We start from the raw sequence: 26286 nt of genomic DNA on the forward strand, positions 1-26286 counted from the left end.
AAAAAGAAGAAGGAAGGTACATTCCTGTGTGCCTTTCCTTCTTCTATTACAGATTTAGCAGAGTGCCTTGTTCAGCATGTAGTACACCTCGTTCATGCGGAGTTCTTTCTTGAACTCGCTGATGGTGGTGTCTTTGTTGATGTGCACCATCTCGATACCGGCAATCTCGGCATAGTCTTCCCAGTATTCAGCCGTCAGGTCGTAAGAGAAGCAGGAGTGGTGCGTACCGCCGGCCAGAATCCAGGCACCGGCACCTACCTCGAAGTTTGGCATCGGCTTCCAGAGGGCAGAAGCGACAGGCAGCTTGGGCAACGGTTTCGGCTCGATACACTCCACGTCGTTTACAATCAGACGGAAACGGTTACCCAGGTCAACGACTGTAGCGGTACAACCCATGCCTACCTTAGACGTGAACACGAGGCGCGCCGTCTGGCTCTTGCGGATACCGATACCCAGGAAATGAACCTCCAGACGGGGCTTCTTGGCGGCGATAAGCGGACAAACTTCCAACATGTGGGCCTGCAGGATGGCACTGTTCTGTCCGTCGAAATTCAAGGTGTAGTCCTCGAGGAACGAGCAGCCGTTGGGCAATCCCTGATTCATCACCCAAACCATACGGTAGAGAGCAGCCGACTTCCAGTCACCCTCGGCACCGAAACCGTAACCTTCGGCCATCAGACGCTGCGATGCCAGACCGGGAATCTGGTCAAAGTGACTGCCGTCTGTCTGGCCCAGATCATCAAAGTTGGTTGTAAAGCCCTTGGCACCCTTGTCTTTCAAGATGGCACGGAGAGCCAGTTCAGCCTTCGCAGAGTTCCAAACCTTCTGATAAGCTTCGGTAGACTTGTCTTCCAGAGAGGCATCGTGGTCGTATTCAGCAAAGTAAGTTTTAACAAGAGCATCTACATCGGCATCCTTCACCTGTGCGTGATATTCCATCAGTTCGCTCACGGGGCAATAGTCTACATGGTAACCCATGCGCTGTTCAGCCTCGACCTTGTCGCCGTCGGTTACGGCCACGTTGTTCATTTGATCGCCGAAACGGATGATGAGCATATCCTGTGCATCGGTCCAAGCGGCACAGACACGCATCCATACGGCAATCTTCTTCTGGGTTTCTTCTTCCTTCCAGTAGCCAACCACCACTTTGCGGCGGATGCGCATACGGGTACAGATGTGGCCGAACTCACGGTCGCCGTGGGCGCTCTGGTTGAGGTTCATGAAGTCCATGTCCATCGTATCCCAAGGAATTTCCTTGTTGTACTGTGTATGCAGGTGAAGCAAAGGCTTCTTCAGCTGCTGCAAACCGTGAATCCACATCTTGGCAGGCGAGAAGGTGTGCATCCAAGTGATGACACCGATACATTTTTCCTCGTTGTTGGCTGCTTTGAACACAGCTTCCACTTCCTTGGAAGAATTTGCAGTACCTTTATATACAACTTTTACAGGCAGCTTGCCCGATTCATTCAAACCCTTTACCATTTCGTTGCTGTGTGCATCAACGGCAATCACGGCATCACCACCGTACAGGAGCTGTGCACCTGTAACGAACCATACTTCATATTGATCAAATGCGTTCATAATACTATAATATTATTAAGTTGTTGTTATTGGGGTTATGGGCGACAAGCGACGAGCCCTCACATGCTTGCGGTCCTCAGCTTGTCACCCGGAAATTTTTCACTTTTGTCCGTAATAGGCATTCGGCCCGTGCTTGCGGCTGAAATGCTTCTCGATAAGCAATGGGCTCATCGTCAGGTTGGGATTGACCGCATAGGCTATGGAAGCCATCTTGGCCACCTGTTCCATAACGACAGCGTTGTGGACCGCATCATGCGCATCCTTTCCCCAGGCAAAGGGACCATGATTCTTGACCAGTACGCCCGGTGTATGTACAGGATTCAATCCTTCGAAGCGTTTTACAATTACGTTACCCGTTTCGCGTTCATATTCGCCTTTCACCTCGGCTTCGGTCATGTCGGCCGTACAGGGAATGGCATCGTGAAAATAATCGGCATGCGTTGTACCGATATTGGGGATGTCGCATCCGGCCTGAGCCCAGGCCGTAGCATACGTGGAGTGTGTATGTACCACTCCACCAATCTCAGGGAAAGCCTTATAGAGTACCACATGGGTAGGTGTGTCAGACGATGGTCTCAACTTGCCTTCCACCACTTTGCCGTCGAGGTCGACCACAACCATGTCTTCAGCCTTCATTGTGTCATAGCTTACACCACTGGGCTTGATGACTACCAGTCCGCTTGCACGATCAATGGCCGACACGTTTCCCCAAGTAAAAATAACCAGTCCGTGTTTCACCAATTCAAGATTGGCACGAAAAACTTTTTCTTTCAATTCTTCCAGCATATAAATAACATATTGAAGTGTTTGTATTACAATTTAAAATTCGGAGTTTTCCGATAAGCATTCTCATTGAATTGATACAAGGCGGCTCCCCGTTTGGAGCCAGTCTTGTCAATCTTGTCCGTTTTTTCAATGCAATTCATCTCGGCAATGCGTTTTCGGAAATTACGTTTGTCAAGTGGAGCACCATAAATGGCTTCATATAGACTCTGCAACTGCGACAGCGTAAAAAGCTTGGGCAACAAATTGAATCCGATAGGTTCGGTCGACGCCTTCTGCTGCATCAGCGCCCGAGCTTTCTCCACCATCTCCGAATGGTCAAAGATAAGCGGAGGCACTTCATTGATGTTAATCCAGAAAGCATTATGCTGATGCACCAGGTCGCGGTCGTATTCATCGACATTGACCAATGCATAATAGGCGATGGAGATGACACGACCACCCGGATCGCGGTGAACGTCACCAAACGAACCGACCTGCTCCATGTAGACCTGATTCAATCCGGTCAGTTCGGCCAACACTCGCTTGGCGGCATCGTCCACGCTCTCGTTTTCCTGCACAAAGCCTCCCATCAGCGACCATTCGCCCTTGGCCGGTTCAAAGTTTCGCTTCAACAGGAGGAGACTCAACTCTCCTCCGCTGAAACCGAATATGATGCAGTCTACCGAAATGTAGAACTTTGGATTTACACTATAATATTTAGTCATTCAATACAAATTTAAATAAAGAAATTACCAAAAATAAGCATAGAACAGGGCGCAAAGCAATACAACACCCAACGAAGCAATCACATCCCACTTGTTCCAGCTCTTTCTGATAAGTTCCTTGTAACTACCAGTAAACGTAATGGCTTCTATCTGCTGAACAGAAGGTTTCGGAGTAAAGCAGGACACTACTACCATCAGGACAATCAGGAAGACAAGCAACCAAATTTCAAAAATCAGCCAGTTGGTCTGCCAGAACCAGGAAGTTGCTTCCCAGAAAGAACCTTCCATAACAGCATTACCGCTCTTGGTGATGACATTGGTTACCAGACGAAGCATACCGATAAGGAAGCCTCCGATAAGTCCCCATTCTCCGGCCTTTGGAGTAATTTTCTTCGAGAAAATTCCAAGAGTAAATACGGCAACCATTGCAGGAGCCAGCAAGGACTGGATATCTTGCAGATAGCTATACAGATTGTCCATATTCATCATGATGGGCAGCCAAGCCAAACCCAAAAGCACGACAACGACAGTAGCTACACGGCCTACAAACACATAGTGAGCCTCACTCTTGCCCTGACGCATCGGCTTGTAAAAATCTTCCGTAAACAGAGTGGCACAACTGTTGAAGAACGCTGCCAGTGAAGTGACAAGCGCACAGATAAAGCCGATGGTAACCAATCCCTTCACACCGGCCGGAAGAATATTCTTCACCATCATGGCAAAAGCGCCATCCGTATCGTGCTGATTGGCGAGATCCATCACAATGCCACTATCCGGATTCTGCGCAAGGGCAACAGCCACCATACCGGGAATCAAGAACATGAATACCGGAAGGATTTTGAAGTAACCGGCTGCGATGCTACCGCGACGGGCACGCTTCATCACCACATCGTCAGATTCCCCCTTCTGCTGACCAAGTACACGCTGAACGATGTGCTGGTCTGTACACCAATACCAGAAACCGATGATGGATGCACCGATGAACACGGCAAAACCGGGGAACTTGGAATACATGGGGTCGCCCTCTTCCCAATGGAACATGTGGTTGATGCCATATCCGTCATGAGCAGAACGGGCATAATCCATCATGTTAGTCCAACCGTCTACAATACTGCCTTGTCCCAGAGCAGACAAACCGAGAAAAAGCACCAGGAAGGAACCGACAATCAGAATCGGCGTCTGGATGGCCGACATCGTCATTACTCCCTTCATACCGCCAACTACAGTAAAGATGGCCGTAATGGCAATCAAGCCAAGAGCTCCCCACCAGAACGGCAGTCCAAATAAGTATTCAAAAAAGATACCGCCTGTAAAGGCCGTCACACTGACCTTGGTCAGGATATAGGCAATTAAGGTAATGATACTCAGCCAAGAACCGGTTTTTTTGGTATAGCGGTATTTCAAGAAATCAGGCATCGTGATAATCTTGCCCATTTTATTGTTCAACAACTGATAGAAAGGCACGAAAAGCCAACCAAGAATAAGTATCATCCATCCCTGCATTTCCCAGTGGGCCATTCCCACTCCATCTTTAGCTCCAGTACCGGCCAGTCCTACCAAATGCTCCGAACCGATATTGGCAGCAAAAATTGCAGCACCAATTACATACCAGGGTTCTCCCTTTCCAAACAGATAGTCCTGACTGTCCGCACCTTTCATGGCCAGTTTGTCTTTCCGTACAGAACGATAGACCATCCAGGCTACCAGAATAATTCCTACGGCCAGAACTGCCCAGTCCAGCCAAACAAATTCATGCGAATTCCAATTCATATCATTTTATGTTTTTGTTAGTACTCTATTCAAGGTTATTCTTCTACAGAAAACTTAAAGACACATTCACTGTTATAAGTTTGTCCCGGTTCCAGAACTACAGACGGCCAATCCGGTTTGTTAGGGCTGTCGGGATAATGCTGTGTTTCCAAACATACAGAAGCACGTTGGTTATACACGATGCCCTTCTTTCCCTTCACTGTCCCGTCAAGGAAATTACCAGTATAAACCTGAATACCTGGCTCATTGGTATACACATCCAACGTGATGCCTGTTTCTGGTGAAGTCAGACGGGCAGCCAATTGTGTCATGTCCCCTTGTGTATTCAGCACCCAGTTGTGGTCATATCCGTTACCGTTTTTCAGCTGAACGAAATCATAGTCGTCGATATCCTGACCTATCACTTTCGGGGTAGTGAAATCCATCGGGGTATCTTTTACCGGAAGAATTTCACCCGTCGTCATAAACGTGCTGTCTACCGGCGTATAATAGTCAGCATTAATATATAAGATGTGGTCAGTAGCTGCTTTGGCAGGATTACCCGACAAATTAAAATATGAATGGTTCGTCATATTGATGACTGTCTTCTTGTCGGTCGTGGCAGTACATTTAATGTTAAGGGCATTGTCGTCTGTCAATTTATAAATGACCTTGGCCGTTACATTACCTGGGAAATTTTCATCTCCATCCGGAGAGAAACGGGTCAGTTCGAGCGTCGATCCATCAATCTGCTTAGCGTCATATACTTGATACTGCCATCCCTTCGGCCCTCCGTGCAGGCAATGGCCGAAATTGTTTTGAGGCAATTGGATGGTATCACCGTCAAGCACCAGACGGCCGTGGTCGATACGGTTGGCATAACGACCAATAGCAGCCCCGAAATCACTGGGAATATGAATGTAATCGGCAATACTGTCAAAACCCAGCACGACGTCTCTCATTTCCCCATTCTTGTCCGGAACCATCATGGAAACAATACGCCCTCCGAAATTTGTGATACAGACTTCCATTCCTAGTTGGTTCTTCAGCACATACAAATCAGTTTGTGCATCTCCGACTTTCGTCCGAAAATTCTCCGGATTCAAACCGGACTGTGTCGTTTCCACTTGCGACACACAAGAAGCTAATAGCATCATCAACAATGCTCCAGCATACAGAAAATGCTTTTTCATGATAACGAAGTTTAAGTTCATTTTATTTTGAGTGTAAAAGTAACACTCTATTTTCATTTACAAACCATCTGATAATATGTTTGATAACATGATTAGTAAAAAAGTGCATGCAACGAATGTTAATGTACCTTGCCGGAGTTAAAACATATTGTTCCAAAAGTACGTTTTAACAATCAAAATAGTATAATCAATTTAAAAAAAGTGCTGAAAAACACATTTCATGCCGAAATGTTTTTAATTTTGCATGGCAAGCAGAGAGAGAGACGGCCCGTATGTACAAGTTTTTCCCAACCCTTGCACAAATAAAAGCGGAAATTTACTAATTAGAAGAAAATAATAAGCTTATGTCACAAATTGTCGGACATATTTCCCAGGTCATTGGACCTGTGGTTGACGTTTATTTCGAAGGTACGGAAGCCGAGACCGTTCTTCCAGCCATCCACGACGCCCTCGAGATAAGAAGACACAACGGCAAACGCCTGATTGTGGAAGTGCAGCAGCATATTGGTGAAAACACCGTCCGTACGGTAGCCATGGACAGCACCGATGGTCTGCAGAGAGGAATGAAAGTATACCCCTTGGGCGGCCCTATCACGATGCCTGTAGGCGACCAGATCAAAGGCCGTCTGATGAACGTAGTAGGCGACTCCATTGACGGTATGCGCGAATTGGACCGTACCGGTGCCTATCCCATTCACCGCGAGCCCCCAAAATTCGAAGATTTGACCACGACACAAGAAGTGCTCTACACGGGCATCAAAGTGATTGATTTGCTGGAGCCTTATAGCAAAGGTGGTAAAATCGGTCTGTTCGGTGGTGCCGGTGTGGGAAAGACGGTACTTATTCAGGAACTCATCAACAACATTGCCAAGAAGCAGCACGGTTTTTCCGTTTTTGCCGGTGTAGGTGAACGAACCCGTGAAGGTAACGACTTGCTGAGAGAGATGATTGAATCGGGTGTCATCCGTTATGGCGAAGAATTCAAGAAAAGTATGGAAGAAGGCCACTGGGATCTCTCCAAGGTAGATTATAACGAAGTGGCTAAATCACAAGTATCCCTGATATTCGGACAGATGAACGAACCCCCTGGAGCACGTCAGTCGGTTGCTCTGTCGGGTCTGACGGTGGCAGAATCGTTCCGCGACATGGGTTCGGAGACAGACGGACCTCGCGATATTCTGTTCTTCATCGATAACATCTTCCGTTTCACCCAAGCTGGTTCAGAGGTATCGGCCCTGCTGGGACGCATGCCTTCGGCTGTAGGTTACCAACCGACACTGGCAACAGAAATGGGTGCCATGCAGGAACGAATCACATCTACCCGCAACGGCTCCATTACTTCCGTACAGGCTGTATACGTACCGGCCGACGACTTGACCGACCCTGCACCGGCCACGACCTTCACCCACCTGGACGCCACAACCGTACTGAGCCGTAAGATTACCGAGCTGGGTATCTATCCGGCTGTTGACCCGTTGGAATCCACTTCACGTATCTTGGATCCGCATATTGTCGGTGAAGAGCATTATCAGACAGCCCAACGTGTCAAACAGATTCTGCAACGCAACAAGGAACTGCAGGATATCATATCCATTCTGGGTATGGAGGAACTGTCGGACGAAGACCGTACGTTGGTAAACCGTGCACGTCGTGTCCAGCGTTTCCTGTCACAGCCGTTTGCGGTCGCTGAACAGTTTACCGGCGTACCGGGCACGATGGTGAATATCGAAGATACCATCAAAGGATTCCGCATGATTCTGGACGGCGAAGTGGACTATCTGCCCGAACCGGCCTTCCTGAATGTGGGAACCATCGAGGAAGCCATCGAAAAAGGCAAAAAGCTGCTGGAGCAAGCCAAACAATAACACATTGTCCGACAGAAATCGCTTACTTCTGCCGGCAATGAACCAAATATCAAATGAGAAGTGCAATGAAGAATTTACAGTTGACTATCGTATCGCCGGAAAAGAAACTCTTCGAAGGTGAAGTGAAGCAAGTCACTTTGCCGGGAGTCATGGGTTCCTTTACCATTCTGCCACAACATGCTCCCATCGTTTCCTCCTTGACACGAGGCAAACTCTCGTACGTCACGACCGAAGGTGCAGCGCAGGAGCAAGAGATAAAAGGCGGATTCATTGAAATGAATGACAACAATGTGTCTGTCTGCATCAACTGATAAAGCAGCATTACATTATTATATAAGGAACATCAAAAAACGGATAATGACGTGAGCAAGACCAAGCGCAACTACCTGATACAAACAGCGATACTGACCATTTTGCTGGGAGGTGTGGGAGGATGGATCTATTTCAAGACCAATCCACACCACTATTTTGACGGTTATCCGCTGATACCTTCCTTCTTTTTTCTGTTCGGTTGGCTGATGATCAACATTGTAGAATGGAGCCGGAGGAAAATGCCGGGAAAGCTGTTGCAGACGTATTTGTTGCTCCGCGTCATGCGAATGCTCGCTTCTTTTATTCTGATGGTACTTTATTGCGTGATTGTCCGCAACGAGGCCCAATCCTTCCTGCTGACATTCATTGCCAATTATCTGATATATCTAACGTATGACTCCTGGTTCTTCTTCACCTTTGAAGTGAACAAGAAGTCACAAAAAGAGAAACAAAAATGAAACGATTACGTAAAATATGGACCGGATGGTGCGTCATGGCAGTGCTTCTGCTCCTATGTCCCCTTTCCGCTTCGTCGGCCGAAGAGCCATCGACCGGACAACCGGCTGAAGAGAAAGTCGACATCAAGGAAATCGTATTCGGACACATTGGTGACTCATACGAATGGCACATCACTTCGTGGGGCGACACACACCTCACCATCCCTCTGCCGATTATCGTATACAGCCATACGACAGGGTGGCATGTATTCTCGTCTGCACGTCTGGAAGAGAACGGCGGCAGCTACGAAGGACTTTCCATCGCTCCTGCCGGCAGTCCCTACGAAGGCAAACTGGTAGAGCACGATGCGGCAGGCAATGAAATTCGACCGTTCGACATCTCGATTACCAAAGTGACCCTGGCTCTGCTGATGAACAGTGTCCTGCTGACAGTCATTATCCTGTGTGTGGCCCGGTGGTACAAAAGACATCCGAAAGACAGCGCGGCACCCGGAGGCTTTGTCGGACTGATGGAAATGCTCATCATGATGGTCAATGACGATATCATCAAAAGCTGTGTAGGCCCCAAATACAAAAAGTTTGCTCCCTACCTGCTGACAGCTTTCTTCTTTATCTTCATCAACAACCTGATGGGCCTGGTGCCCTTCTTCCCCGGTGGTGCCAACGTTACGGGAAACATTGCCATCACCATGGTACTGGCCGTCTGCACATTTCTGGCAGTCAACCTGTTCGGCACCAAGACGTATTGGAAAGACATCTTCTGGCCCGACGTTCCCTGGTGGCTGAAAGTGCCGGTACCGATGATGCCGTTCATCGAGTTCTTCGGCATCTTCACCAAGCCGTTTGCCCTGATGATCCGTCTGTTTGCCAATATGCTGGCAGGACACGTAGCCATGCTCGTACTGACAGGACTGATTTTCATCTCCGCCAGCATGGGACCGGCCCTGAACGGCACACTGACTTTCGCATCGGTTGTGTTCAACCTGTTCATGAATGCCCTCGAACTGCTGGTAGCCTTTATCCAGGCCTACGTATTTACCATGCTGTCGGCCGTATTCATCGGACTGGCCCAGGAAGAGCATACACACAAAGAAGAAACAAACGTAGAAGAAAAACAATTAATAAAATAACCCTTTAAAATTTTAGAAAGTTATGTTACTATCTGTATTATTACAAGCTGCTACGGCAGGTATTGGAGTTACAAAACTGGGAGCTGCACTGGGTGCCGGTCTCGCTGTGATTGGTGCTGGTTTAGGTATCGGTAAAATCGGTGGTTCGGCTATGGAGGCCATTGCCCGCCAGCCGGAAGCATCCGGAGACATCCGTATGAACATGATTATCGCTGCAGCCTTGATCGAGGGTGTCGCCCTGCTGGCAGTCGTTGTATGTCTGCTGGTATTCCTCATCTAATAGATTGTACAACCTTCAAACGGCAAGTTATGGCCGAGTTCCATTGCAACGGAAAACGGCCTGTACTTGCAGTTTGACAAAAACATTGAATGTATGTCATTGTTATTACCCGACAGTGGTCTGCTGTTCTGGATGGTCCTGTCCTTCGGCATTGTCTTCGTCATTCTGGCCAAATACGGTTTTCCCGTCATCACCCGCATGGTGGAAGAACGAAAAGCCTATATTGACCAGTCGATGAAGGTGGCCCAAGAGGCCAACGCCCAGCTTGCCCGCCTGAAAGAGGAGAGCGACGCACTGGTGGCTTCGGCTAACAAGGAGCAGGGACGCATCCTGCGGGAGGCGATGCAGGAACGTGACAAGATTATCGCTGACGCACGCAAGCAGGCCGAAATGGCAGCACAAAAAGAGCTGGACGAAGTTCGCATGCAGATCCAACAGGAGAAGGCAGAAGCCATCCGTGACATCCGTCGCCAGGTAGCTGTCCTTTCGGTGAATATCGCCGAGAAAGTGCTTCGAAAGAATTTGGACGAAAAGCAGGAACAGATGAGCATGATAGACCGCATGCTCGACGAAATGCTGGCTGCGCCCAAAAAGAACTAACGAGATAATAAGAAAAAGATGGATATAGGAATTGTTTCAATGCGGTATGCAAAAGCCTTGATCGACTATGCCTACAACAGTGGCAAGGAGGATGTATTGTACAGAGAATTCAGTACACTGGCACATAGTTTCGAGAAGCATCCCGAACTGCGCGAAGCGTTGCTGAACCCCATTCTCTCGGCCAAGGACAAATTCGCACTGATATGTACGGCAGCAGCCGGCAATCAGCCGACAAGCGAGGAGTTCAACCGTTGTATTGCACTGATCCAGAAAAACAGACGCGAAGGTCTGCTTCAATACATCAGTTTGTCTTTCCAGACATTATACCGCAGGAAGAAGCATATCGGAACCGCCAAACTGACAACCGCCATTCCGGTCAGTCAGGAAGTGGAGGAACGTATCCGCCAAACCGCCTCCTCGCTGTTGCATGCCCGCATGGAACTGCAGACGGAAGTCAATCCCGAAATCGAAGGCGGATTTATCTTCGATATCAATGATTATCGGCTGGATGCCAGTATAGCCACCCAGTTCAAAAAAGTGAAGCAGCAGTTTGTCGACAAGAACCGCAGGATTGTATAGTCCTCCCCTACTCTGACACAGACCGACTGATTCATGAAAGTTTGTAAGTAAGTAATTTGTAAAATAGCAAAACAATGTTGTCTGAAAATATAAAAGTAAGCGAAGTTTCCGACGTCTTGCGCAAACAGCTCGAAGGCATCGATACCCGCGTCCAGCTGGACGAAATCGGTACGGTGCTTCAGGTAAGCGACGGTGTGGCCCGTATCTACGGACTGCGCAATGCCGAAGCCAACGAGCTGCTCGAGTTTGACAACGGCATCAAAGCCATTGTGATGAACCTGGAAGAAGACAATGTAGGTGCCGTGCTGCTGGGACCTACCGACAAAATCAAGGAAGGGTTCACCGTGAAGCGTACCAAGCGAATCGCTTCCATCATGGTAGGCGAAGGTATGCTGGGACGTGTCATCGACCCGCTGGGTGTTCCCCTCGACGGCAAGGGATTGATTGGAGGCGAGCTTTGCGAAATGCCCCTGGAGCGCAAGGCCCCGGGCGTTATCTTCCGCCAGCCGGTGAACCAGCCTCTGCAAACGGGACTGAAAGCGGTAGACGCCATGATTCCCATCGGCCGCGGACAGCGTGAGCTGATCATCGGCGACCGCCAGACCGGAAAGACGGCCATTGCCATCGATACCATCATCAACCAACGTGCCAACTACGAAGCAGGCGATCCCGTATATTGCATCTACGTGGCCATCGGCCAGAAGGGTTCTACCGTTGCCACGATTGTCAACACCCTGCGCCAGCATGGTGCCATGGACTATACCATCGTGGTAGCCGCCACTGCCGGCGATCCCGCCGCCCTGCAATACTACGCCCCGTTTGCCGGTGCGGCCATCGGCGAATATTTCCGCGACACCGGCCGTCATGCCCTGGTAGTTTACGACGACTTGTCCAAGCAGGCCGTGGCCTATCGTGAAGTTTCCCTGATTCTGCGCCGTCCTTCGGGACGTGAGGCCTATCCGGGTGATATCTTCTACCTGCACTCCCGTCTGCTGGAACGTGCCGCCAAGATTATCAACCAGCCCGAAGTGGCCGCCCAGATGAACGACCTGCCCGACAGCCTGAAAGGCAAAGTCAAGGGAGGCGGTTCGCTGACGGCCCTGCCCATCATCGAGACACAGGCAGGTGATGTATCGGCCTACATTCCGACCAACGTCATCTCCATCACCGACGGACAGATATTCCTCGACAGCAACCTCTTCAACCAGGGCAACCGTCCGGCTATCGACGTAGGTATCTCCGTGAGCCGTGTAGGTGGCAACGCCCAGATCAAGGCCATGAAGAAGGTGGCCGGTACGCTGAAGATAGACCAGGCCCAGTACCGCGAACTGGAAGCCTTCTCCAAGTTCAGTGGCGACATGGACCCCGTTACTGCCCTCACCATCGACAAGGGACAGAAGAATACCCGTCTGCTCGTCCAGCCGCAATACTGCCCCATGCCGGTAGAGAAGCAGGTGGCCATCCTCTATTGCGGTACACACGGACTGCTGAAAAACGTTCCGCTGGCCAAGGTCAGCGAGTTTGAAAGCAGCTTCCTCGATGCGCTCGAAAGAAATCATCAGGAAGATGTTCTCGATGTCCTGAAGAAGGGTGTCATCGACGACGGCGTGTGCAAGAAGCTGGAAGAGACGGCCGAAATGGTCTCCAAACAGTTTGCATAAACCAAGGATTTTGAGAGGCAGGTGTACAAGGCCTCGCGGCCCTGTACACTCCGCCTGAAATCTGAATCACATCCATCATAATCCAATCAGAAATGGCTTCACTCAAAGAGGTAAAAAACAGAATCAATTCCGTAAAGAGTACCCGTCAGATTACTTCGGCCATGAAGATGGTGGCATCCGCCAAGCTTCACAAGGCACAGGGACAGATTGAAAACATGTATCCCTACCAGCAGAAACTGAACGAAATCCTGACGAATTTCCTGGGTACCGACGTGACGGTGGAATCACCCTACACGGAAACGCGTCCCGTAGCCAGGGTTGCCATCGCCGTGTTCTCGTCCAACAGTTCGCTGTGCGGCGCCTTCAACTCGAACGTGGTGAAGATGCTCGAACGCACGCTGGAAGAATACAGCTCGCTTGGCAAGGAAAACATCCTCCTCTACCCGGTAGGCAAGAAGGTGGAAGAAGCCGTCAAGAAACTCGGATACACCCCCCAAGGCAGCTATCAGGCCATGGCTGACAAGCCGGCCTATACCGAAGCCTACCAACTGGCTGAACAGTTGATGGCCCTGTATGCCGAAAAGGCTGTAGACCGCGTTGTCCTGATTTACCACCACTTCAAGTCCATGGGCTCGCAGGTGCTGCTGAAGGAGAACTATCTTCCCCTCGACCTGGGACAGATGGCCATGCAGGTAGCCATGCACCCCGACAAGAAGGACATGGCCGCGTACAACAACGACTACATCGTAGAGCCGTCGGTGGGCGAACTGATAGCCGAACTGCTCCCCAAAGTCCTTTGCCAGAAGATTTTCACGGTACTGGAGGACTCCAACGCTTCGGAACATGCCGCCCGCATGCTGGCCATGCAGGCTGCAACGGACAATGCTAACGAACTGATTCAGGACCTGACCCTGCAATACAACAAGACCCGACAGCAGGCCATCACCAACGAGCTGCTCGACATCATCGGCGGCAGCTTGAGGTAAAAAAATACTAAATAGGCAGAAAGACAGACCTTTTACAGGAAAATAGCTTATCTTTGCCGCCGTAGAACAACTGAAAAAGTGTAGAAAACATGAAGAGAGTATTTTTGTATATGCTGTTTGCCGTGCTGGGCATGGGCTATGCCATGGCACAGGCCGAAATCAAGTTCGACAAGACCACGGCTGATGTCGGTACCTTCTCCGAAGAATCGCCGGTAGTCAGCTGTGTCTTCACGTTCACCAACATCGGCGACGCACCGCTGGTCATCCATCAGGCTGTCGCTTCCTGCGGCTGCACCGTTCCCGAATACACGCAGGAGCCGGTACTCCCGGGCAAGACAGGCACCATCAAAGTGACTTATAACGGTACCGGCAAATATCCCGGTCACTTCAAGAAGTCCATCACGCTGCGTACCAATGCCAAGACGGAGCTGATGCGCCTGTTCATCGAAGGAGACATGACCGCAAAGGAAGAAAAATAACGGCAAATACGGACAAAAAAGAATAGAAGAGGATGCCATCCCACCGATGGCATCCTCTTTCTTTTTAGACCGCACCGAACGATGGCTCCATAACGAAGCACTTCGTGAGGTTCTCATACAGTGCTTCATCACCCCCTCAGGAAGTGCTTCGTGACACCCTGACGAAGCACTGTGTCGCACCCTCACGAAGCACCGTGTCAGGAAGCCACAAAGCACTGCGAACTCCTGCCAACCTCTGAAGACACTCCATCCCTCCCCCGAAATCCAGTCCCAAGAAACATCAACACTCGCCCGGCTGGATATCCTGCACGCATTTATCACATGGATTATTTTGACACCTCCCTTTTTTTTGCTTTCTTTGGCCTTCAAAACAAGGAATATAGCGAAAGAAATCATTTTATTCTAAAAACAATATCAAACATTCTGCTATGAAACAGGAAGAAGAACAAGTGACCGGTCTGCCGGAGAACGCATTCCGCGAACTGAAGCCGGGCGAAACGTACAACCCGCTGATGAGTCCGGGCAAGAACTATCCCGAAGTAAACGTATGGTCGGTGTCGTGGGGCATCTGCATGGCCATCCTCTTCTCGGCTGCCGCCGCCTATCTGGGACTGAAGGTGGGCCAGGTATTCGAAGCCGCCATCCCCATCGCCATCATCGCCGTCGGCGTGTCGAGTGCCGCCAAGCGCAAGCAGGCCCTGGGCGAGAACGTCATCATCCAGTCCATCGGCGCCAGTTCGGGCGTCATCGTGGCCGGCGCCATCTTCACCCTGCCCGCCCTCTACATCCTGCAGGAAAGCTATCCCGAGGAAGTGACCGTCACCTTCGCGCAGGTATTCATCAGCTCCCTGCTGGGTGGTGTGCTGGGCATCCTGTTCCTCATTCCCTTCCGCAAATACTTCGTCAGCGACATGCACGGCAAGTACCCCTTCCCCGAAGCGACGGCCACCACACAGGTGCTCGTGTCGGGCGAGAAGGGCGGCAGCCAGGCCAAGCCGCTGCTGGCAGCCGGCCTGATAGGCGGTCTGTACGACTTCATCGTGGCCACCTTCGGCTGGTGGAACGAGAACTTCACCACCCGCTTCTGCTCGTGGGGCGAGATGCTGGCCGAAAAGACCAAGCTGGTGTTCAAGGTGAACGTCGGTGCGGCCGTGCTGGGCTTGGGCTACATTGTCGGCCTAAAGTACGCCGCCATCATCTGCTTCGGCTCGCTGGCCGTGTGGTGGATCATCATCCCCGGCATGTCCATCTTCTGGGGCGACGCCGTGCTGAACCAGTGGAATCCTGAAATCACCCAGACCGTCGGCCAGATGTCGCCCGAACAGATATTCACCTACTACGCCAAGAGCATCGGCATCGGCGGCATTGCCATGGCGGGCATCATCGGCATCATCAAGTCCTGGGGCATCATCAAGAGCGCCGTGGGGCTGGCTGCTAAGGAAATGGGCGGCAAGTCGAAGGCCGAGGCCAACGTCATCCGCACCCAGCGCGATCTCTCGATGAAGTTCATCGCCATCGGCTCCCTCATCACACTGGTACTGGTGTTCCTCTTCTTCTACTTCGACGTGATGCAGGGCAACCTGATGCACACCGTCGTAGCCATCCTGCTCGTGGCAGGCATCGCCTTCCTCTTCACCACCGTAGCGGCCAACGCCATTGCCATCGTGGGCACCAACCCCGTGTCGGGCATGACGCTGATGACACTCATCCTGGCTTCGGTAGTCATGGTGGCCGTCGGCTTGAAAGGCCCGGGCGGCATGGTAGCGGCACTGGTCATGGGCGGCGTAGTCTGCACGGCCCTGTCCATGGCAGGAGGCTTCATCACCGACCTGAAGATAGGCTACTGGCTGGGCACGACTCCCGTCAAGCAGGAAGCGTGGAAGTTCCTGGGCACCATCGTCTCGGCAGCCACGGTAGGCGGCGTGATGATTATCCTGAACAAGACCTACGGCTTCACCAGCGGACAGCTGGCCGCCCCGCAGGCCAACGCCATGGCAGCTGTCATCGAGCCGCTGATGAACGGTGTAGCCGCTCCTTGGTTGCTCTACGGCATCGGCGCCGTGCTGGCCATCGTGCTCACGCTGCTCAAGGTGCCTGCCCTGGCCTTTGCCCTGGGTATGTTCATCCCGCTCGAACTGAACATTCCGCTGCTGGTGGGCGGTGCCATCAACTGGTATGTGACAACCCGCAGCAAGGACGCCAAGGTCAACACCGAACGCGGTGAGAAGGGTACCCTGCTGGCTTCCGGCTTCATCGCCGGCGGTGCGTTGATGGGTGTGGTCAGTGCCGGCATGCGTTTCGGAGGCATCAATCTGGTCAACGATGCCTGGATTGCCAACACGTGGTCACAAATTGTGGCACTGGTTGCCTATGCCATCCTGATATTCTACTTCATCAAAGCATCCATGAAAATCAAATAACATTCCGCACATACCATGAGAACTTTCATCTTATCCGTTTTATTGTCTGTAACAACCATGTTATCTGCACAAACTACCCTTGAACTGCCGCTCTGGCCGGCCGGAGCTCCCAACAGCAACGGCCTGACCGGACCAGAAGAATTGTTGGAAGGAGGACGGGTGGCCAATGTAGTCGCCCCCTCCATCACCGTCTACCGGCCTGCCTGCCCCAACGGCATGGCCATCATCATGTGTCCCGGAGGCGGCTATGCCCGCCTGGCCATGAACCACGAAGGCCACGACATGGCCGCCTGGCTCAACACGCAAGGCATCACCTACGTCGTACTGAAGTACCGCATGCCCAACGGCCACCATGAAGTGCCGCTGAGCGATGCCGAACAGGCCATCCGCCTCGTACGCCAGAATGCCGCAGAATGGGGCGTCCGTCCGGACCGTATCGGCATTATGGGAGCCTCGGCCGGAGGACACCTGGCCGCCTCGCTCGCCACGCTCTACAGCAGTGACGAAACGCGTCCCGACTTCCAAATTCTGTTCTACCCCGTCATTTCCATGGAGTTAGATTTTATTCACGGCAGCTCAGGCCTAAGCCTTTTGGGCGACCATCCCTCGCAGGAACTGAAAGACCGCTACACACTGGAGAAGCAGGTAAACGCCCAGACTCCCCCCGCCTTCATCATGCTCTCGGCCGACGACGGCTCCGTGCCGCCAGCCAATAGCATCCACTACCTCGAAGCGCTGCTGCAACACCACGTACCGGCCACCCTACACATTTATCCTTCAGGAGGCCACGGCTGGGGCTTCAAGGACTCGTTCGCCTACAAGCGCCAATGGACCGGCGAACTGGAGAAATGGCTGCGTGAAGAACTTAAAATTGACCGAAAATGAAATCATCCGTCTGCATGCTGCTGCTCGCGGCAGCTTCCCTGTCGCTGATAGCCGCCGGCCAGGAGTCCGGCGGCCAGCTTGTACTGAACACCGCCCTCACCTATCTGGGCAAGCCTTATGTGGCCCATACCCTGGAGGTGAACGATGAAGAGCAACTGGTCGTCAACCTCGATGAGGTGGACTGCACCACGTTTGTGGAATACGTGCTGGCCCAGTCACTGGCCGCCACCCGAGGCGGGGACATGAAAGACTATCTGACCCGCATCCGCTACCGCGACGGACGCATCGACGGCTATACCTCGCGCCTGCACTACATCGCCGAATGGGTGGAAAGCGGAGTGAAGAACGGATTCATCGAGGACGTGACGGCGGCCTGCAGCCCGGACATCCTGACGCTGCAGCTCTCGTTCATGTCCACGCATCCCGATGCCTACCGCCACCTGAAGTCCTCGCCCGAAAACGTAAGAAAGATGCAGGACATAGAGGCCCGGCTCTCCGGCCGCTCCTTCCACTACCTGCCCAAAGACAAAATCACCGACGAAGGCCCCGACTGGATCAAGGACGGCGACATCTTCTGCATCACGACCCGCATCGCCGGGCTGGACGTAGTTCATCTCGGCTTTGCCTGCCACCGCGACGGCCAGCTGAAACTGCTGCATGCCTCGTCCAGTTACAAGCAGGTGACCTTGTCCAAAGGTTCCTTTGCCCAGATGTTCCGCCAGAACGACAGCTGGACGGGCGTACGGGTATTGCGCCTGAAACAAAGTCCCCGCCCGTAACCGTCCTGCCACCGGCCTGCCGCTTTCCTGCGGCCGCACCGTTCCGATGCCCGTAGCAGACCGCCGGTACTTCCATTGAAGTACTCCAGTACTCGTACGCAAGTACTGGAGTAATCCGCTGAAAGTACTGCCACTTTCCCCTCACCATTCTTCAGACAAGCCGCCCGCTTGTGTCCAAAGACAACGGATTTCCCCATTTTTTCTGATGCCACCGGCTGATAAATGCTGATTTATAATTAAATTTGCGCCGCAAATCCACCAAGAAAATGCAACGGACTCTATATACCTATATTATATATATAACAATTCTTCTGTGCACCCTGGCCTGCCCCCGCCTGCGGGCGGCCGAAACGACGACACCTCCCGAAGACGACGGCATCCGCCTCAGCCTGCTGACCTGCGGGCCGGGAACGGAAATCTACTCCCTCTTCGGACACACGGCTCTCCGCTACGAAGATCGCCGGCGGGGCATTGATGCCGTGTTCAACTACGGCCTCTTCAGCTTCGACACACCGAACTTCGTCCTGCGCTTCACGCTGGGCGAAACGTATTACCAGCTGGGAGCGACGGACTACAAATACTTTCTGGCAGAATACCAGATGACCAACCGCGACGTATGGCAGCAGACGCTGAACCTCAGCTCCGAGGAAAAACGCCGGCTGATAGCCCTGCTGGAAGAGAACTACCGTCCGGAGAACCGCGTCTATCTCTACAACTTCTTCCACGACAACTGCTCCACCCGTCCGCGCGACCTGGTGGAACGTACCGTGAAAGGCCGCCTCCACTATGCCGATGACATGACGACGACCGACACCGGCCGCAGCTTCCGCGACATTGTCCACCAATATTGCAAGGGGGATCCGTGGTCGCAGTTCGGCATAGACCTCTGCCTGGGCAGCGAGGCCGACCGCCCCATCAGCCGCCGTCAGATGATGTTTGCTCCCTTCTACCTGAAAGATTTCTTTGCCACCGCCATGCTCGCCGATTCGACCGGCACCCGCGCCATCCCGCTGGTGAGCCATACGGAGCAGGTGGTCACCGCCTCGCCCGAAGACAAGGAAACGGGACTTCCGCTTCCCAGCCCGATGACTTGTGCCCTGATACTCCTGGCCGCCGTTGCTGCCGCCACATGGTACGGCATCTGCCAAGGGAAAAGTCTGTGGGGCATCGACCTCGTCCTCTTCCTCGCGGCCGGCCTGGGTGGATGCATCCTCGCCTTCCTGGTCCTGCTGTCGAAACACCCCGCCGTGAGCCCCAACTACTTGCTCTTCGTGCTTCATCCGCTACACCTTTTCTGCCTGCCATGGATGCTGAAAAAGGTCATCCGAAAGGAAAAAAGCCGCTATATGATGGCAAATCTTGCCGTTTTAACACTTTTTATAGTGCTTTGGGCGCTCATTCCGCAGAAAATCAATTTAGCTGTATTACCTTTGGCACTGTGTTTGCTAGAACGTTCGGCAGGCAACCTGATATTGTCACATAAACAAGCTACGAAACAGAAGAAATGAAGAAAGGACTGATTACCTCCATACTGGTGCTGACCTTCGGCAGCATGCAGGCACAGCCGCTGCCCGCTACGCCCAAGCTGGTCGTCACCCTGAACATCGACCAGCTGCGCACCGACTACCTGGAGGCGTTCTCGTCGTTGTATGGAGAAAAGGGCTTCAAGCGCCTCATGCGCGAAGGCAAGGTGTTCTGCCAGGCCGAGATGCCTTTCAGCAAGCCCGACCGCGCGTCGGCCACCGCCACCCTCTTCACAGGTTGTTCGCCCGCCACCCACGGCATCATCGCAGGCAAGTGGATGGACATGTCCACCCTGACGCCGCGCAGCTGTGTGGACGACCCCAACTACATGGGCAACTATACCAACCAAAGCAGCTCGCCCGCCCAACTGCTCACGTCGACCGTGGCCGACGAGCTGAAGATAGCCACCCGCAACAACGCCAAGGTCTACGCCATCGCCCCCTACCGCGACGCGGCTATCCTGAGTGCCGGCCATGCGGCCGACGGTGCCTTCTGGCTCAACAACAAGAACGGGAAGTGGTGCAGCACCACCTATTATCAGGAGTTCCCCGAGTGGCTCAACCAGTACAACGATTCCTGCTCCGTCGATTTCCGCATCAAGGACATCGTCTGGACCCCCCTCCGTCCGGTAGCCGACTACAAATACCTGTCCGACTGGCGTACGGAGCCCTTCAAATACATCTTTGAGACCGAGCGCGAGAACAAGTTCTACCGTCTCTCGGCCAGTCCCTTCGTCAACGACGAAGTCAATCTGCTGGCCGCCAGGCTGCTGGAAAAGAGCGGCATCGGGCGCGACGGCATACCCGACCTGCTGGCGCTGACCTACTATGCCGGCAACTACAACCACCGCAGCACCCGCGAATGTGCCATGGAGATGCAGGACACCTACACGCGGCTGGACCGTAGCATCGCCACCCTGCTCGAGCTCATCGACAAGCAGGTGGGGCTGCAGAACACCATCGTCTGCATCACCTCGACGGGCTATGCCGACCCCGAACCGGCCGATACGGGCATCTACCGCATCCCCGGAGGCGAATTCCACCTGAACCGCTGCGCCACGCTGCTCAACATGTACCTCATGGCCACATACGGTGCAGGGCTGTACGTGGAAGCCTACTACGACCAACAAATATACCTCAACCATAAACTGCTGGAAGACAAGCAGCTCGACCTGACGGATATACTGGAAAAATCGGCAGCCTTCCTGGTTCAGTTCAGCGGCGTGGACAAAGTCTACACGTCCCACCAGCTGCTGCTCGGCTCCTGGTCTCCCCAGATCGACCCCGTCCGCAACAGCTATCACCGCAAACGTTCGGGCGACCTGGTCGTAGAAGTGCTGCCGGGGTGGACCATCGTCCGGGACAACGGCGCGGACAGCCGCGTGGTTCGTTCCGCCGAAACACCTGCTCCACTGATTCTGATGGGCGGCGGCATCAAGGCCGAAATCATCCGCACACCCGTCAGCACCGACCGCATCGCCCCCACCCTGACCAAGGTGATGCGCATCCGCGCCCCCAACGGTTGCAAAGCCTCTCCGCTCAACCTCTGATTTTTCATGACAAGGCCCTCGCCTGCCCCTGTCTTTCCCGTCTTCCGCTCCCGTCTGTTGCAAGAAAGAACGGAATAAAGGAAAAAACTCGGCAGAACGCTGTGTCCTCTGTGTTGAAATGATTACCTTTGCAGAGGTAAAATTATCTATCAATCAAACAGCTAATAATAATAAAAACAATTATAAAATGGGATTCAATGAATTTTTAAGCTCGATTTTCGGCAACAAATCCACCCGCGACATGAAGGAAATCCAACCATGGGTCGACAAGGTGAAAGCCGCTTATCCGGAAATCGACAGTCTGGACAACGACGCCTTGCGTGCCAAGACAGAAGAACTGAAGGCATACATCCGCAACTCCGCAGCCCAGCAGCGTGCCAAAGTAGACGAACTGAAGGCCACCGTGGAAAACACGGAACTGGAGAAACGCGAAGAAATCTTTGCCCAGATAGACAAAATCGAAAAGGAGATACTGGATATCTACGAGAAAGCACTCGACGAAGTGCTGCCCGCCGCCTTTGCCATCGTCAAGTCGACAGCCCGCCGTTTCACGGAAAATGAAGAAATCGTGGTTACGGCCAACGACTTCGACCGCCAGCTGGCCGCCACCAAGGACTTTGTCCGCATCGAGGGCGACAAGGCCATCTACAAGAACCACTGGATGGCGGGTGGTAACGAAATTACCTGGAACATGGTACACTACGACGTACAGCTCTTCGGCGGCGTCGTGCTGCACAAGGGTAAGATTGCCGAAATGGCAACCGGTGAAGGAAAAACCCTCGTGGCTACCCTCCCCGTATTCCTCAATGCCCTGACCGGTAACGGCGTACATGTAGTGACAGTGAACGACTACCTGTCCAAGCGTGACTCCGAGTGGATGGGACCGCTCTACATGTTCCATGGCCTGAGCGTGGACTGCATCGACAAACACCAGCCCAACTCCGATGCCCGCCGCCGTGCCTACCTGGCCGACATCACCTTCGGTACCAACAACGAATTCGGTTTCGATTACCTGCGCGACAACATGGCCATCAGTCCGAAAGACCTCGTGCAGCGCCAACACAACTACGCCATCGTCGACGAGGTCGACTCCGTCCTGATTGACGATGCCCGTACGCCGTTGATCATCTCCGGTCCGGTGCCCAAAGGCGACGACCAGCTGTTCGAACAGCTCCGCCCGCTGGTAGAAAGACTGGTGGAAGCCCAGAAGAGACTGGCTACCCAATACCTGGCCGACGCCAAGCGCCTCATCGCCTCCAACGACAAGAAGGAGCAGGAAGAAGGTTTCCTGGCCCTCTACCGCAGCCACAAGGCTCTGCCCAAGAACAAGCCGCTCATCAAGTTCCTGAGCGAACAGGGCGTCAAGGCCGGTATGCTGAAGACAGAGGAAATCTACATGGAGCAGAACAACAAGCGCATGCACGAAGTGACCGATCCGCTCTACTTCGTCATCGACGAGAAGCTGAACAGCGTCGACCTCACCGACAAGGGTGTTGACCTCATCAGCGGAAACTCGGCCGACCCCACCCTCTTCGTATTGCCCGACATCACCGCCCAGCTTTCCGAACTGGAAAATGAAAAGGACCTGAGCGAAGAAGAGCGTCTGGCCAAGAAGGATGCCCTGCTCACCAACTATGCCATCAAGTCGGAACGCGTACATACCATCAACCAGTTGCTGAAGGCCTATACCATGTTTGAGAAGGACGACGAATACGTCGTGATAGACGGACAGGTGAAGATTGTGGACGAGCAGACGGGCCGTATCATGGAAGGCCGCCGCTACTCCGACGGTCTGCACCAGGCCATCGAAGCCAAGGAAGGCGTGAAGGTGGAAGCCGCCACACAGACATTCGCCACCATCACCTTGCAGAACTACTTCCGTATGTACCACAAGCTGGCCGGTATGACCGGTACGGCCGAAACGGAAGCCGGTGAATTCTGGGATATCTACAAACTGGACGTTGTAGTGATCCCGACCAATCGCCCCATTGCCCGCAAGGACATGAACGACCGCGTCTACAAGACGAAACGTGAGAAATACAAAGCTGTTATCGAAGAAATCGAAGCCATGGTCCGTGCCGGACGCCCCGTACTGGTAGGTACGACGTCGGTAGAAATCTCGGAAATGCTGAGCAAGATGCTGACCATGCGCAAGATTCCCCACAACGTGCTGAACGCCAAGCTGCACCAGAAGGAAGCCGAGATTGTAGCACAAGCCGGTCAAAGCAGTACGGTGACCATCGCCACCAACATGGCCGGCCGTGGTACCGATATCAAGCTAAGTCCGGAAGTAAAGGCTGCCGGCGGTCTGGCCATCATCGGTACGGAGCGTCACGAGTCCCGCCGTGTAGACCGCCAGCTGCGTGGTCGTGCCGGCCGTCAGGGCGACCCGGGTTCATCCGTGTTCTTCGTATCACTGGAAGACGACCTGATGCGTCTGTTCTCGTCCGACCGCATTGCCAGCGTGATGGACAAGCTGGGCTTCAAGGAAGGTGAAATGATTGAACACAGCATGATTTCCAAGTCCATCGAACGGGCCCAGAAGAAAGTGGAAGAAAACAACTTCGGCATCCGTAAACGCTTGCTGGAATACGACGACGTGATGAACAAGCAGCGTACCGTGGTCTACACCAAACGCCGCCACGCCTTGATGGGCGAACGCATCGGCATGGACATCGTGAACATGATTTGGGACCGCTGTGTCAATGCCGTACAAGCTCCCGACTACGAGAACTGCAAGATGGACATGCTCCAGACACTGGCCATGGAAGCCCCGTTCACCGAAGACGAATTCAAGGAAGAGAAAAAAGAAAAGCTGGCCGACAAGGCTTTCGATGCCGCAATGGAGCTCTTCAAGCGCAAGACCGACCGCATGGCACAGATTGCCTATCCGGTCATCAAGCAGGTATACGAGAACCAGGGACACATGTACGAGAACATCCTGATTCCCATCACTGACGGCAAGCGCATGTACAACATTTCCTGCAATCTGAAAGCCGCCTATGAAAGCGAATGCAAGGAAGTGGTGAAGTCGTTCGAGAAGAGCATCCTGCTGCATGTCATCGACGAGGCCTGGAAAGAGAACCTCCGCGAGCTGGACGACCTGAAGCACTCCGTACAGAACGCCAGCTACGAACAGAAAGACCCGTTGCTGATCTACAAGCTCGAATCTGTCAACCTGTTCGATGCGATGGTCGACAAGATCAACAACCAGACCATCTCCATTCTGATGCGCGGCCAGATACCTGTACAGGAAGCTCCGGCCGAAAGCCAGCAGCAGGCGCCCCAGCGCAACGTAGAAGTGCGCCAGGCCGCTCCCGAGCAACGTCAGGACATGAGCAAATACCGTGAACAGAAAGTGGACTTGAACGACCCGAACCAGCAGGCTGCCGCCGCAAGAGATACCCGCGAACAGCCCAAACGGGAACCCATCCGCGCAGAAAAGACAGTAGGACGCAACGATCCCTGCCCCTGCGGCAGCGGCAAGAAATACAAGAACTGCCACGGAAGAAATCTGTAAAAGGAAGTAACGTTACTCCCACTTAACAAAAGCCTCGAACGGTTAAAAACCGTTCGGGGCTTTTATATTTTCAACGAAAAGAGTACTTTTGTTCAGGATTAAAGATTTTGAGAACTATGAAGAAAAGACTCCTTTATTGTCTGGCCATGACAGGCATCCTTTGCCTGACCGCCTGCCAAAGCATCGAGCAACTTTCAATAGACTATATGCTGCCGGCCGAAGTCAGCTTTCCCGCCGACCTGAAACGGGTAGGCATTGTAAACAATATGCCTGCAACGCCGGACAACAAACTCATCACAAGCGACACACGAAAGGGGAAAGCCGAAACGGAGATTGCCCGACGGACAGACTATTACAACGGAGATGCCCGACTCACTACCGAGTCATTGGCAAAAGCTGTGGCAGACGCCAACTACTTTGACCTGGTTGTCATCTGCGATTCTGCGCTCCGAAGCCAGGACATTACCCCACGCGAAAGCACACTGTCGCAAACCGAGGTACGCCAACTGACCGACGAACTGGGAGTCGACTTCCTCCTGTCGCTGGAAAACATCCAACTGAGCAGCCTGAGGAGAGTCAGCTACCTGCCCGACTGGCAGGTGTACTATGGAACCGTCGATGCCAAGGTTTACCCGACTGTCAAAGTATATCTCCCGACTCGCTCCACCCCGATGGTTACCGTCACTCCCACAGACAGCATCTTCTGGGAAGCCACCGGTAGCAGTGAGACACAAATATTCACCAAACTAATTCCAGAAAAAGACATGATAGAGCAGGCATCGGAGTTTGCCGGCAGCGTTCCGGTCAAGTATCTGATTCCCTATTGGACTACCGCCACCCGCTACCTCTTCACAGGAGGTACCGTCAACATGCGCGACGCAGCCGTTTTCGTCAAGGAAAAGAACTGGCCCGCAGCCATTGAATTATGGAAAGTTGAATATGAACATAAGAAAGGTAAGTCCAAAATGTATGCCGCCTACAACATTGCCTTGGGGTATGAAATGCAGGACAGTATCAGCCAAGCCTACGACTGGGCACTGAAAGCGCAGAAAATAGCCGAACAAGTGGACGGCATCGGTGAAAAGAGCAGCCAAGGCCTCTATGCCAGCGACATTCCCAACTATCTCATGACCAGCGCTTATGTAAACGAACTGAAGACCCGTCGGGAAGGACTGACACGGCTGAAGGTCCAAATGAATAGAAATAATGACGATTTTTAAAGAAAATATGCCAACGTTGCCATTTT

General features: G+C 52.8%; 22 protein-coding genes. 17 read left to right on the plus strand and 5 right to left on the minus strand.

All coding sequences use genetic code 11. The features are described 5' to 3' along the window. Nucleotides 1-54: 54 nt before the first annotated feature. The 5 genes from araA to BQ7483_RS06120 all read right to left on the minus strand — a co-directional run bounded on the left by araA (nt 55) and on the right by BQ7483_RS06120 (nt 6013). Nucleotides 55-1581, minus strand: a complete 1527-nt coding sequence (gene araA, locus BQ7483_RS06100; protein WP_072545235.1) for an L-arabinose isomerase — start codon at nt 1579-1581, stop codon at nt 55-57. 99 nt (nt 1582-1680) lie between these two features. After that, the gene (locus BQ7483_RS06105; protein WP_072545236.1) at nt 1681-2367 is read right to left on the minus strand and encodes an L-ribulose-5-phosphate 4-epimerase; all 687 of its coding nucleotides are present in this window, start codon (nt 2365-2367) and stop codon (nt 1681-1683) included. A gap of 26 nt (nt 2368-2393) precedes the next feature. Next, entirely contained in the window at nt 2394-3071 is a 678-nt protein-coding gene (locus BQ7483_RS06110; protein WP_072545237.1) for an NUDIX hydrolase, read from the minus strand. A gap of 24 nt (nt 3072-3095) precedes the next feature. Beyond that, nucleotides 3096-4841 (minus strand): sodium:solute symporter, encoded by a 1746-nt coding sequence (locus tag BQ7483_RS06115; protein WP_072545238.1) that lies wholly within the window; start codon nt 4839-4841, stop codon nt 3096-3098. Between the two features lie 35 nt (nt 4842-4876). Then, on the minus strand, nt 4877-6013 hold the full coding sequence (locus tag BQ7483_RS06120; RefSeq protein WP_072545456.1) for an aldose epimerase family protein: 1137 nt from the start codon (nt 6011-6013) through the stop codon (nt 4877-4879). Between the two features lie 344 nt (nt 6014-6357). On the opposite strand from BQ7483_RS06120, the gene atpD reads away from it, so the two are divergent. The 17 genes from atpD to BQ7483_RS06205 all read left to right on the plus strand — a co-directional run bounded on the left by atpD (nt 6358) and on the right by BQ7483_RS06205 (nt 26260). Beyond that, a complete protein-coding gene (gene atpD, locus BQ7483_RS06125; RefSeq protein WP_022020823.1) occupies nt 6358-7878 on the plus strand; it encodes a F0F1 ATP synthase subunit beta in 1521 nt (506 codons plus the stop codon). 65 nt (nt 7879-7943) lie between these two features. Continuing rightward, nucleotides 7944-8189, plus strand: coding sequence for an ATP synthase F1 subunit epsilon (gene atpC, locus BQ7483_RS06130; RefSeq protein ID WP_022020824.1), 246 nt, complete (start codon nt 7944-7946; stop codon nt 8187-8189). Nucleotides 8190-8240: 51 nt separating this feature from the next. Then, a complete protein-coding gene (locus BQ7483_RS06135; RefSeq protein WP_022020825.1) occupies nt 8241-8648 on the plus strand; it encodes a hypothetical protein in 408 nt (135 codons plus the stop codon). Beyond that, nucleotides 8645-9778 carry a F0F1 ATP synthase subunit A gene (atpB, locus tag BQ7483_RS06140; protein ID WP_072545239.1) on the plus strand — a complete coding sequence of 378 codons (1134 nt, stop codon included), beginning with the start codon at nt 8645-8647 and terminating at the stop codon, nt 9776-9778. Before BQ7483_RS06135 ends, atpB begins: the two co-directional genes overlap by 4 nt. 22 nt (nt 9779-9800) lie before the next feature. After that, nucleotides 9801-10058 (plus strand): ATP synthase F0 subunit C, encoded by a 258-nt coding sequence (gene atpE / locus BQ7483_RS06145; RefSeq protein WP_072545240.1) that lies wholly within the window; start codon nt 9801-9803, stop codon nt 10056-10058. 93 nt (nt 10059-10151) lie between these two features. Next, nucleotides 10152-10658, plus strand: coding sequence for a F0F1 ATP synthase subunit B (atpF, locus tag BQ7483_RS06150; RefSeq protein ID WP_072545457.1), 507 nt, complete (start codon nt 10152-10154; stop codon nt 10656-10658). Nucleotides 10659-10676: 18 nt separating this feature from the next. Then, complete coding sequence (locus BQ7483_RS06155) at nt 10677-11237, plus strand: F0F1 ATP synthase subunit delta (protein ID WP_072545241.1); 561 nt, start codon at nt 10677-10679, stop codon at nt 11235-11237. 77 nt (nt 11238-11314) lie between these two features. Continuing rightward, nucleotides 11315-12898 carry a F0F1 ATP synthase subunit alpha gene (atpA, locus tag BQ7483_RS06160; RefSeq protein WP_139247574.1) on the plus strand — a complete coding sequence of 528 codons (1584 nt, stop codon included), beginning with the start codon at nt 11315-11317 and terminating at the stop codon, nt 12896-12898. A 92-nt stretch (nt 12899-12990) separates the two neighbouring features. Then, on the plus strand, nt 12991-13884 hold the full coding sequence (locus BQ7483_RS06165) for a F0F1 ATP synthase subunit gamma (RefSeq protein ID WP_072545242.1): 894 nt from the start codon (nt 12991-12993) through the stop codon (nt 13882-13884). Nucleotides 13885-13973: 89 nt separating this feature from the next. Continuing rightward, the gene (locus BQ7483_RS06170; RefSeq protein WP_072545243.1) at nt 13974-14363 is read left to right on the plus strand and encodes a DUF1573 domain-containing protein; all 390 of its coding nucleotides are present in this window, start codon (nt 13974-13976) and stop codon (nt 14361-14363) included. Nucleotides 14364-14791: 428 nt separating this feature from the next. Further along, entirely contained in the window at nt 14792-16783 is a 1992-nt protein-coding gene (locus BQ7483_RS06175; protein ID WP_072545244.1) for an OPT family oligopeptide transporter, read from the plus strand. Between the two features lie 15 nt (nt 16784-16798). Continuing rightward, on the plus strand, nt 16799-17668 hold the full coding sequence (locus BQ7483_RS06180) for an alpha/beta hydrolase (protein WP_072545245.1): 870 nt from the start codon (nt 16799-16801) through the stop codon (nt 17666-17668). Then, nucleotides 17665-18447 (plus strand): N-acetylmuramoyl-L-alanine amidase-like domain-containing protein, encoded by a 783-nt coding sequence (locus BQ7483_RS06185; RefSeq protein WP_072545246.1) that lies wholly within the window; start codon nt 17665-17667, stop codon nt 18445-18447. Before BQ7483_RS06180 ends, BQ7483_RS06185 begins: the two co-directional genes overlap by 4 nt. Nucleotides 18448-18713: 266 nt before the next feature. Next, nucleotides 18714-19955, plus strand: coding sequence for a lipoprotein N-acyltransferase Lnb (lnb, locus tag BQ7483_RS06190; RefSeq protein ID WP_072545458.1), 1242 nt, complete (start codon nt 18714-18716; stop codon nt 19953-19955). Beyond that, nucleotides 19952-21520, plus strand: coding sequence for an alkaline phosphatase family protein (locus BQ7483_RS06195; RefSeq protein WP_072545247.1), 1569 nt, complete (start codon nt 19952-19954; stop codon nt 21518-21520). Before lnb ends, BQ7483_RS06195 begins: the two co-directional genes overlap by 4 nt. A gap of 187 nt (nt 21521-21707) precedes the next feature. Then, nucleotides 21708-25040, plus strand: a complete 3333-nt coding sequence (gene secA, locus BQ7483_RS06200) for a preprotein translocase subunit SecA (RefSeq protein WP_022020839.1) — start codon at nt 21708-21710, stop codon at nt 25038-25040. Nucleotides 25041-25156: 116 nt separating this feature from the next. Beyond that, nucleotides 25157-26260 (plus strand): DUF6340 family protein, encoded by a 1104-nt coding sequence (locus BQ7483_RS06205; protein ID WP_022020840.1) that lies wholly within the window; start codon nt 25157-25159, stop codon nt 26258-26260. Nucleotides 26261-26286 lie beyond the last annotated feature (26 nt).

The sequence above is a fragment of the Mediterranea massiliensis genome (genome assembly GCF_900128475.1).
GTDB lineage: Bacteria > Bacteroidota > Bacteroidia > Bacteroidales > Bacteroidaceae > Bacteroides > Bacteroides massiliensis_E.

What these genes read in the sequence shown, in the direction of transcription:
- araA (WP_072545235.1), bottom strand. Translation starts at nt 1,581, where the DNA reads ATGAACGCATTTGATCAATATGAAGTATGGTTCGTTACAGGTGCACAG.
- BQ7483_RS06105 (WP_072545236.1), bottom strand. Translation starts at nt 2,367, where the DNA reads ATGCTGGAAGAATTGAAAGAAAAAGTTTTTCGTGCCAATCTTGAATTG.
- BQ7483_RS06110 (WP_072545237.1), bottom strand. Translation starts at nt 3,071, where the DNA reads ATGACTAAATATTATAGTGTAAATCCAAAGTTCTACATTTCGGTAGAC.
- BQ7483_RS06115 (WP_072545238.1), bottom strand. Translation starts at nt 4,841, where the DNA reads ATGAATTGGAATTCGCATGAATTTGTTTGGCTGGACTGGGCAGTTCTG.
- BQ7483_RS06120 (WP_072545456.1), bottom strand. Translation starts at nt 6,013, where the DNA reads ATGAAAAAGCATTTTCTGTATGCTGGAGCATTGTTGATGATGCTATTA.
- atpD (WP_022020823.1), top strand. Translation starts at nt 6,358, where the DNA reads ATGTCACAAATTGTCGGACATATTTCCCAGGTCATTGGACCTGTGGTT.
- atpC (WP_022020824.1), top strand. Translation starts at nt 7,944, where the DNA reads ATGAAGAATTTACAGTTGACTATCGTATCGCCGGAAAAGAAACTCTTC.
- atpB (WP_072545239.1), top strand. Translation starts at nt 8,645, where the DNA reads ATGAAACGATTACGTAAAATATGGACCGGATGGTGCGTCATGGCAGTG.
- atpE (WP_072545240.1), top strand. Translation starts at nt 9,801, where the DNA reads ATGTTACTATCTGTATTATTACAAGCTGCTACGGCAGGTATTGGAGTT.
- atpF (WP_072545457.1), top strand. Translation starts at nt 10,152, where the DNA reads ATGTCATTGTTATTACCCGACAGTGGTCTGCTGTTCTGGATGGTCCTG.
- BQ7483_RS06155 (WP_072545241.1), top strand. Translation starts at nt 10,677, where the DNA reads ATGGATATAGGAATTGTTTCAATGCGGTATGCAAAAGCCTTGATCGAC.
- BQ7483_RS06165 (WP_072545242.1), top strand. Translation starts at nt 12,991, where the DNA reads ATGGCTTCACTCAAAGAGGTAAAAAACAGAATCAATTCCGTAAAGAGT.
- BQ7483_RS06170 (WP_072545243.1), top strand. Translation starts at nt 13,974, where the DNA reads ATGAAGAGAGTATTTTTGTATATGCTGTTTGCCGTGCTGGGCATGGGC.
- BQ7483_RS06175 (WP_072545244.1), top strand. Translation starts at nt 14,792, where the DNA reads ATGAAACAGGAAGAAGAACAAGTGACCGGTCTGCCGGAGAACGCATTC.
- BQ7483_RS06180 (WP_072545245.1), top strand. Translation starts at nt 16,799, where the DNA reads ATGAGAACTTTCATCTTATCCGTTTTATTGTCTGTAACAACCATGTTA.
- BQ7483_RS06185 (WP_072545246.1), top strand. Translation starts at nt 17,665, where the DNA reads ATGAAATCATCCGTCTGCATGCTGCTGCTCGCGGCAGCTTCCCTGTCG.
- lnb (WP_072545458.1), top strand. Translation starts at nt 18,714, where the DNA reads ATGCAACGGACTCTATATACCTATATTATATATATAACAATTCTTCTG.
- BQ7483_RS06195 (WP_072545247.1), top strand. Translation starts at nt 19,952, where the DNA reads ATGAAGAAAGGACTGATTACCTCCATACTGGTGCTGACCTTCGGCAGC.
- secA (WP_022020839.1), top strand. Translation starts at nt 21,708, where the DNA reads ATGGGATTCAATGAATTTTTAAGCTCGATTTTCGGCAACAAATCCACC.
- BQ7483_RS06205 (WP_022020840.1), top strand. Translation starts at nt 25,157, where the DNA reads ATGAAGAAAAGACTCCTTTATTGTCTGGCCATGACAGGCATCCTTTGC.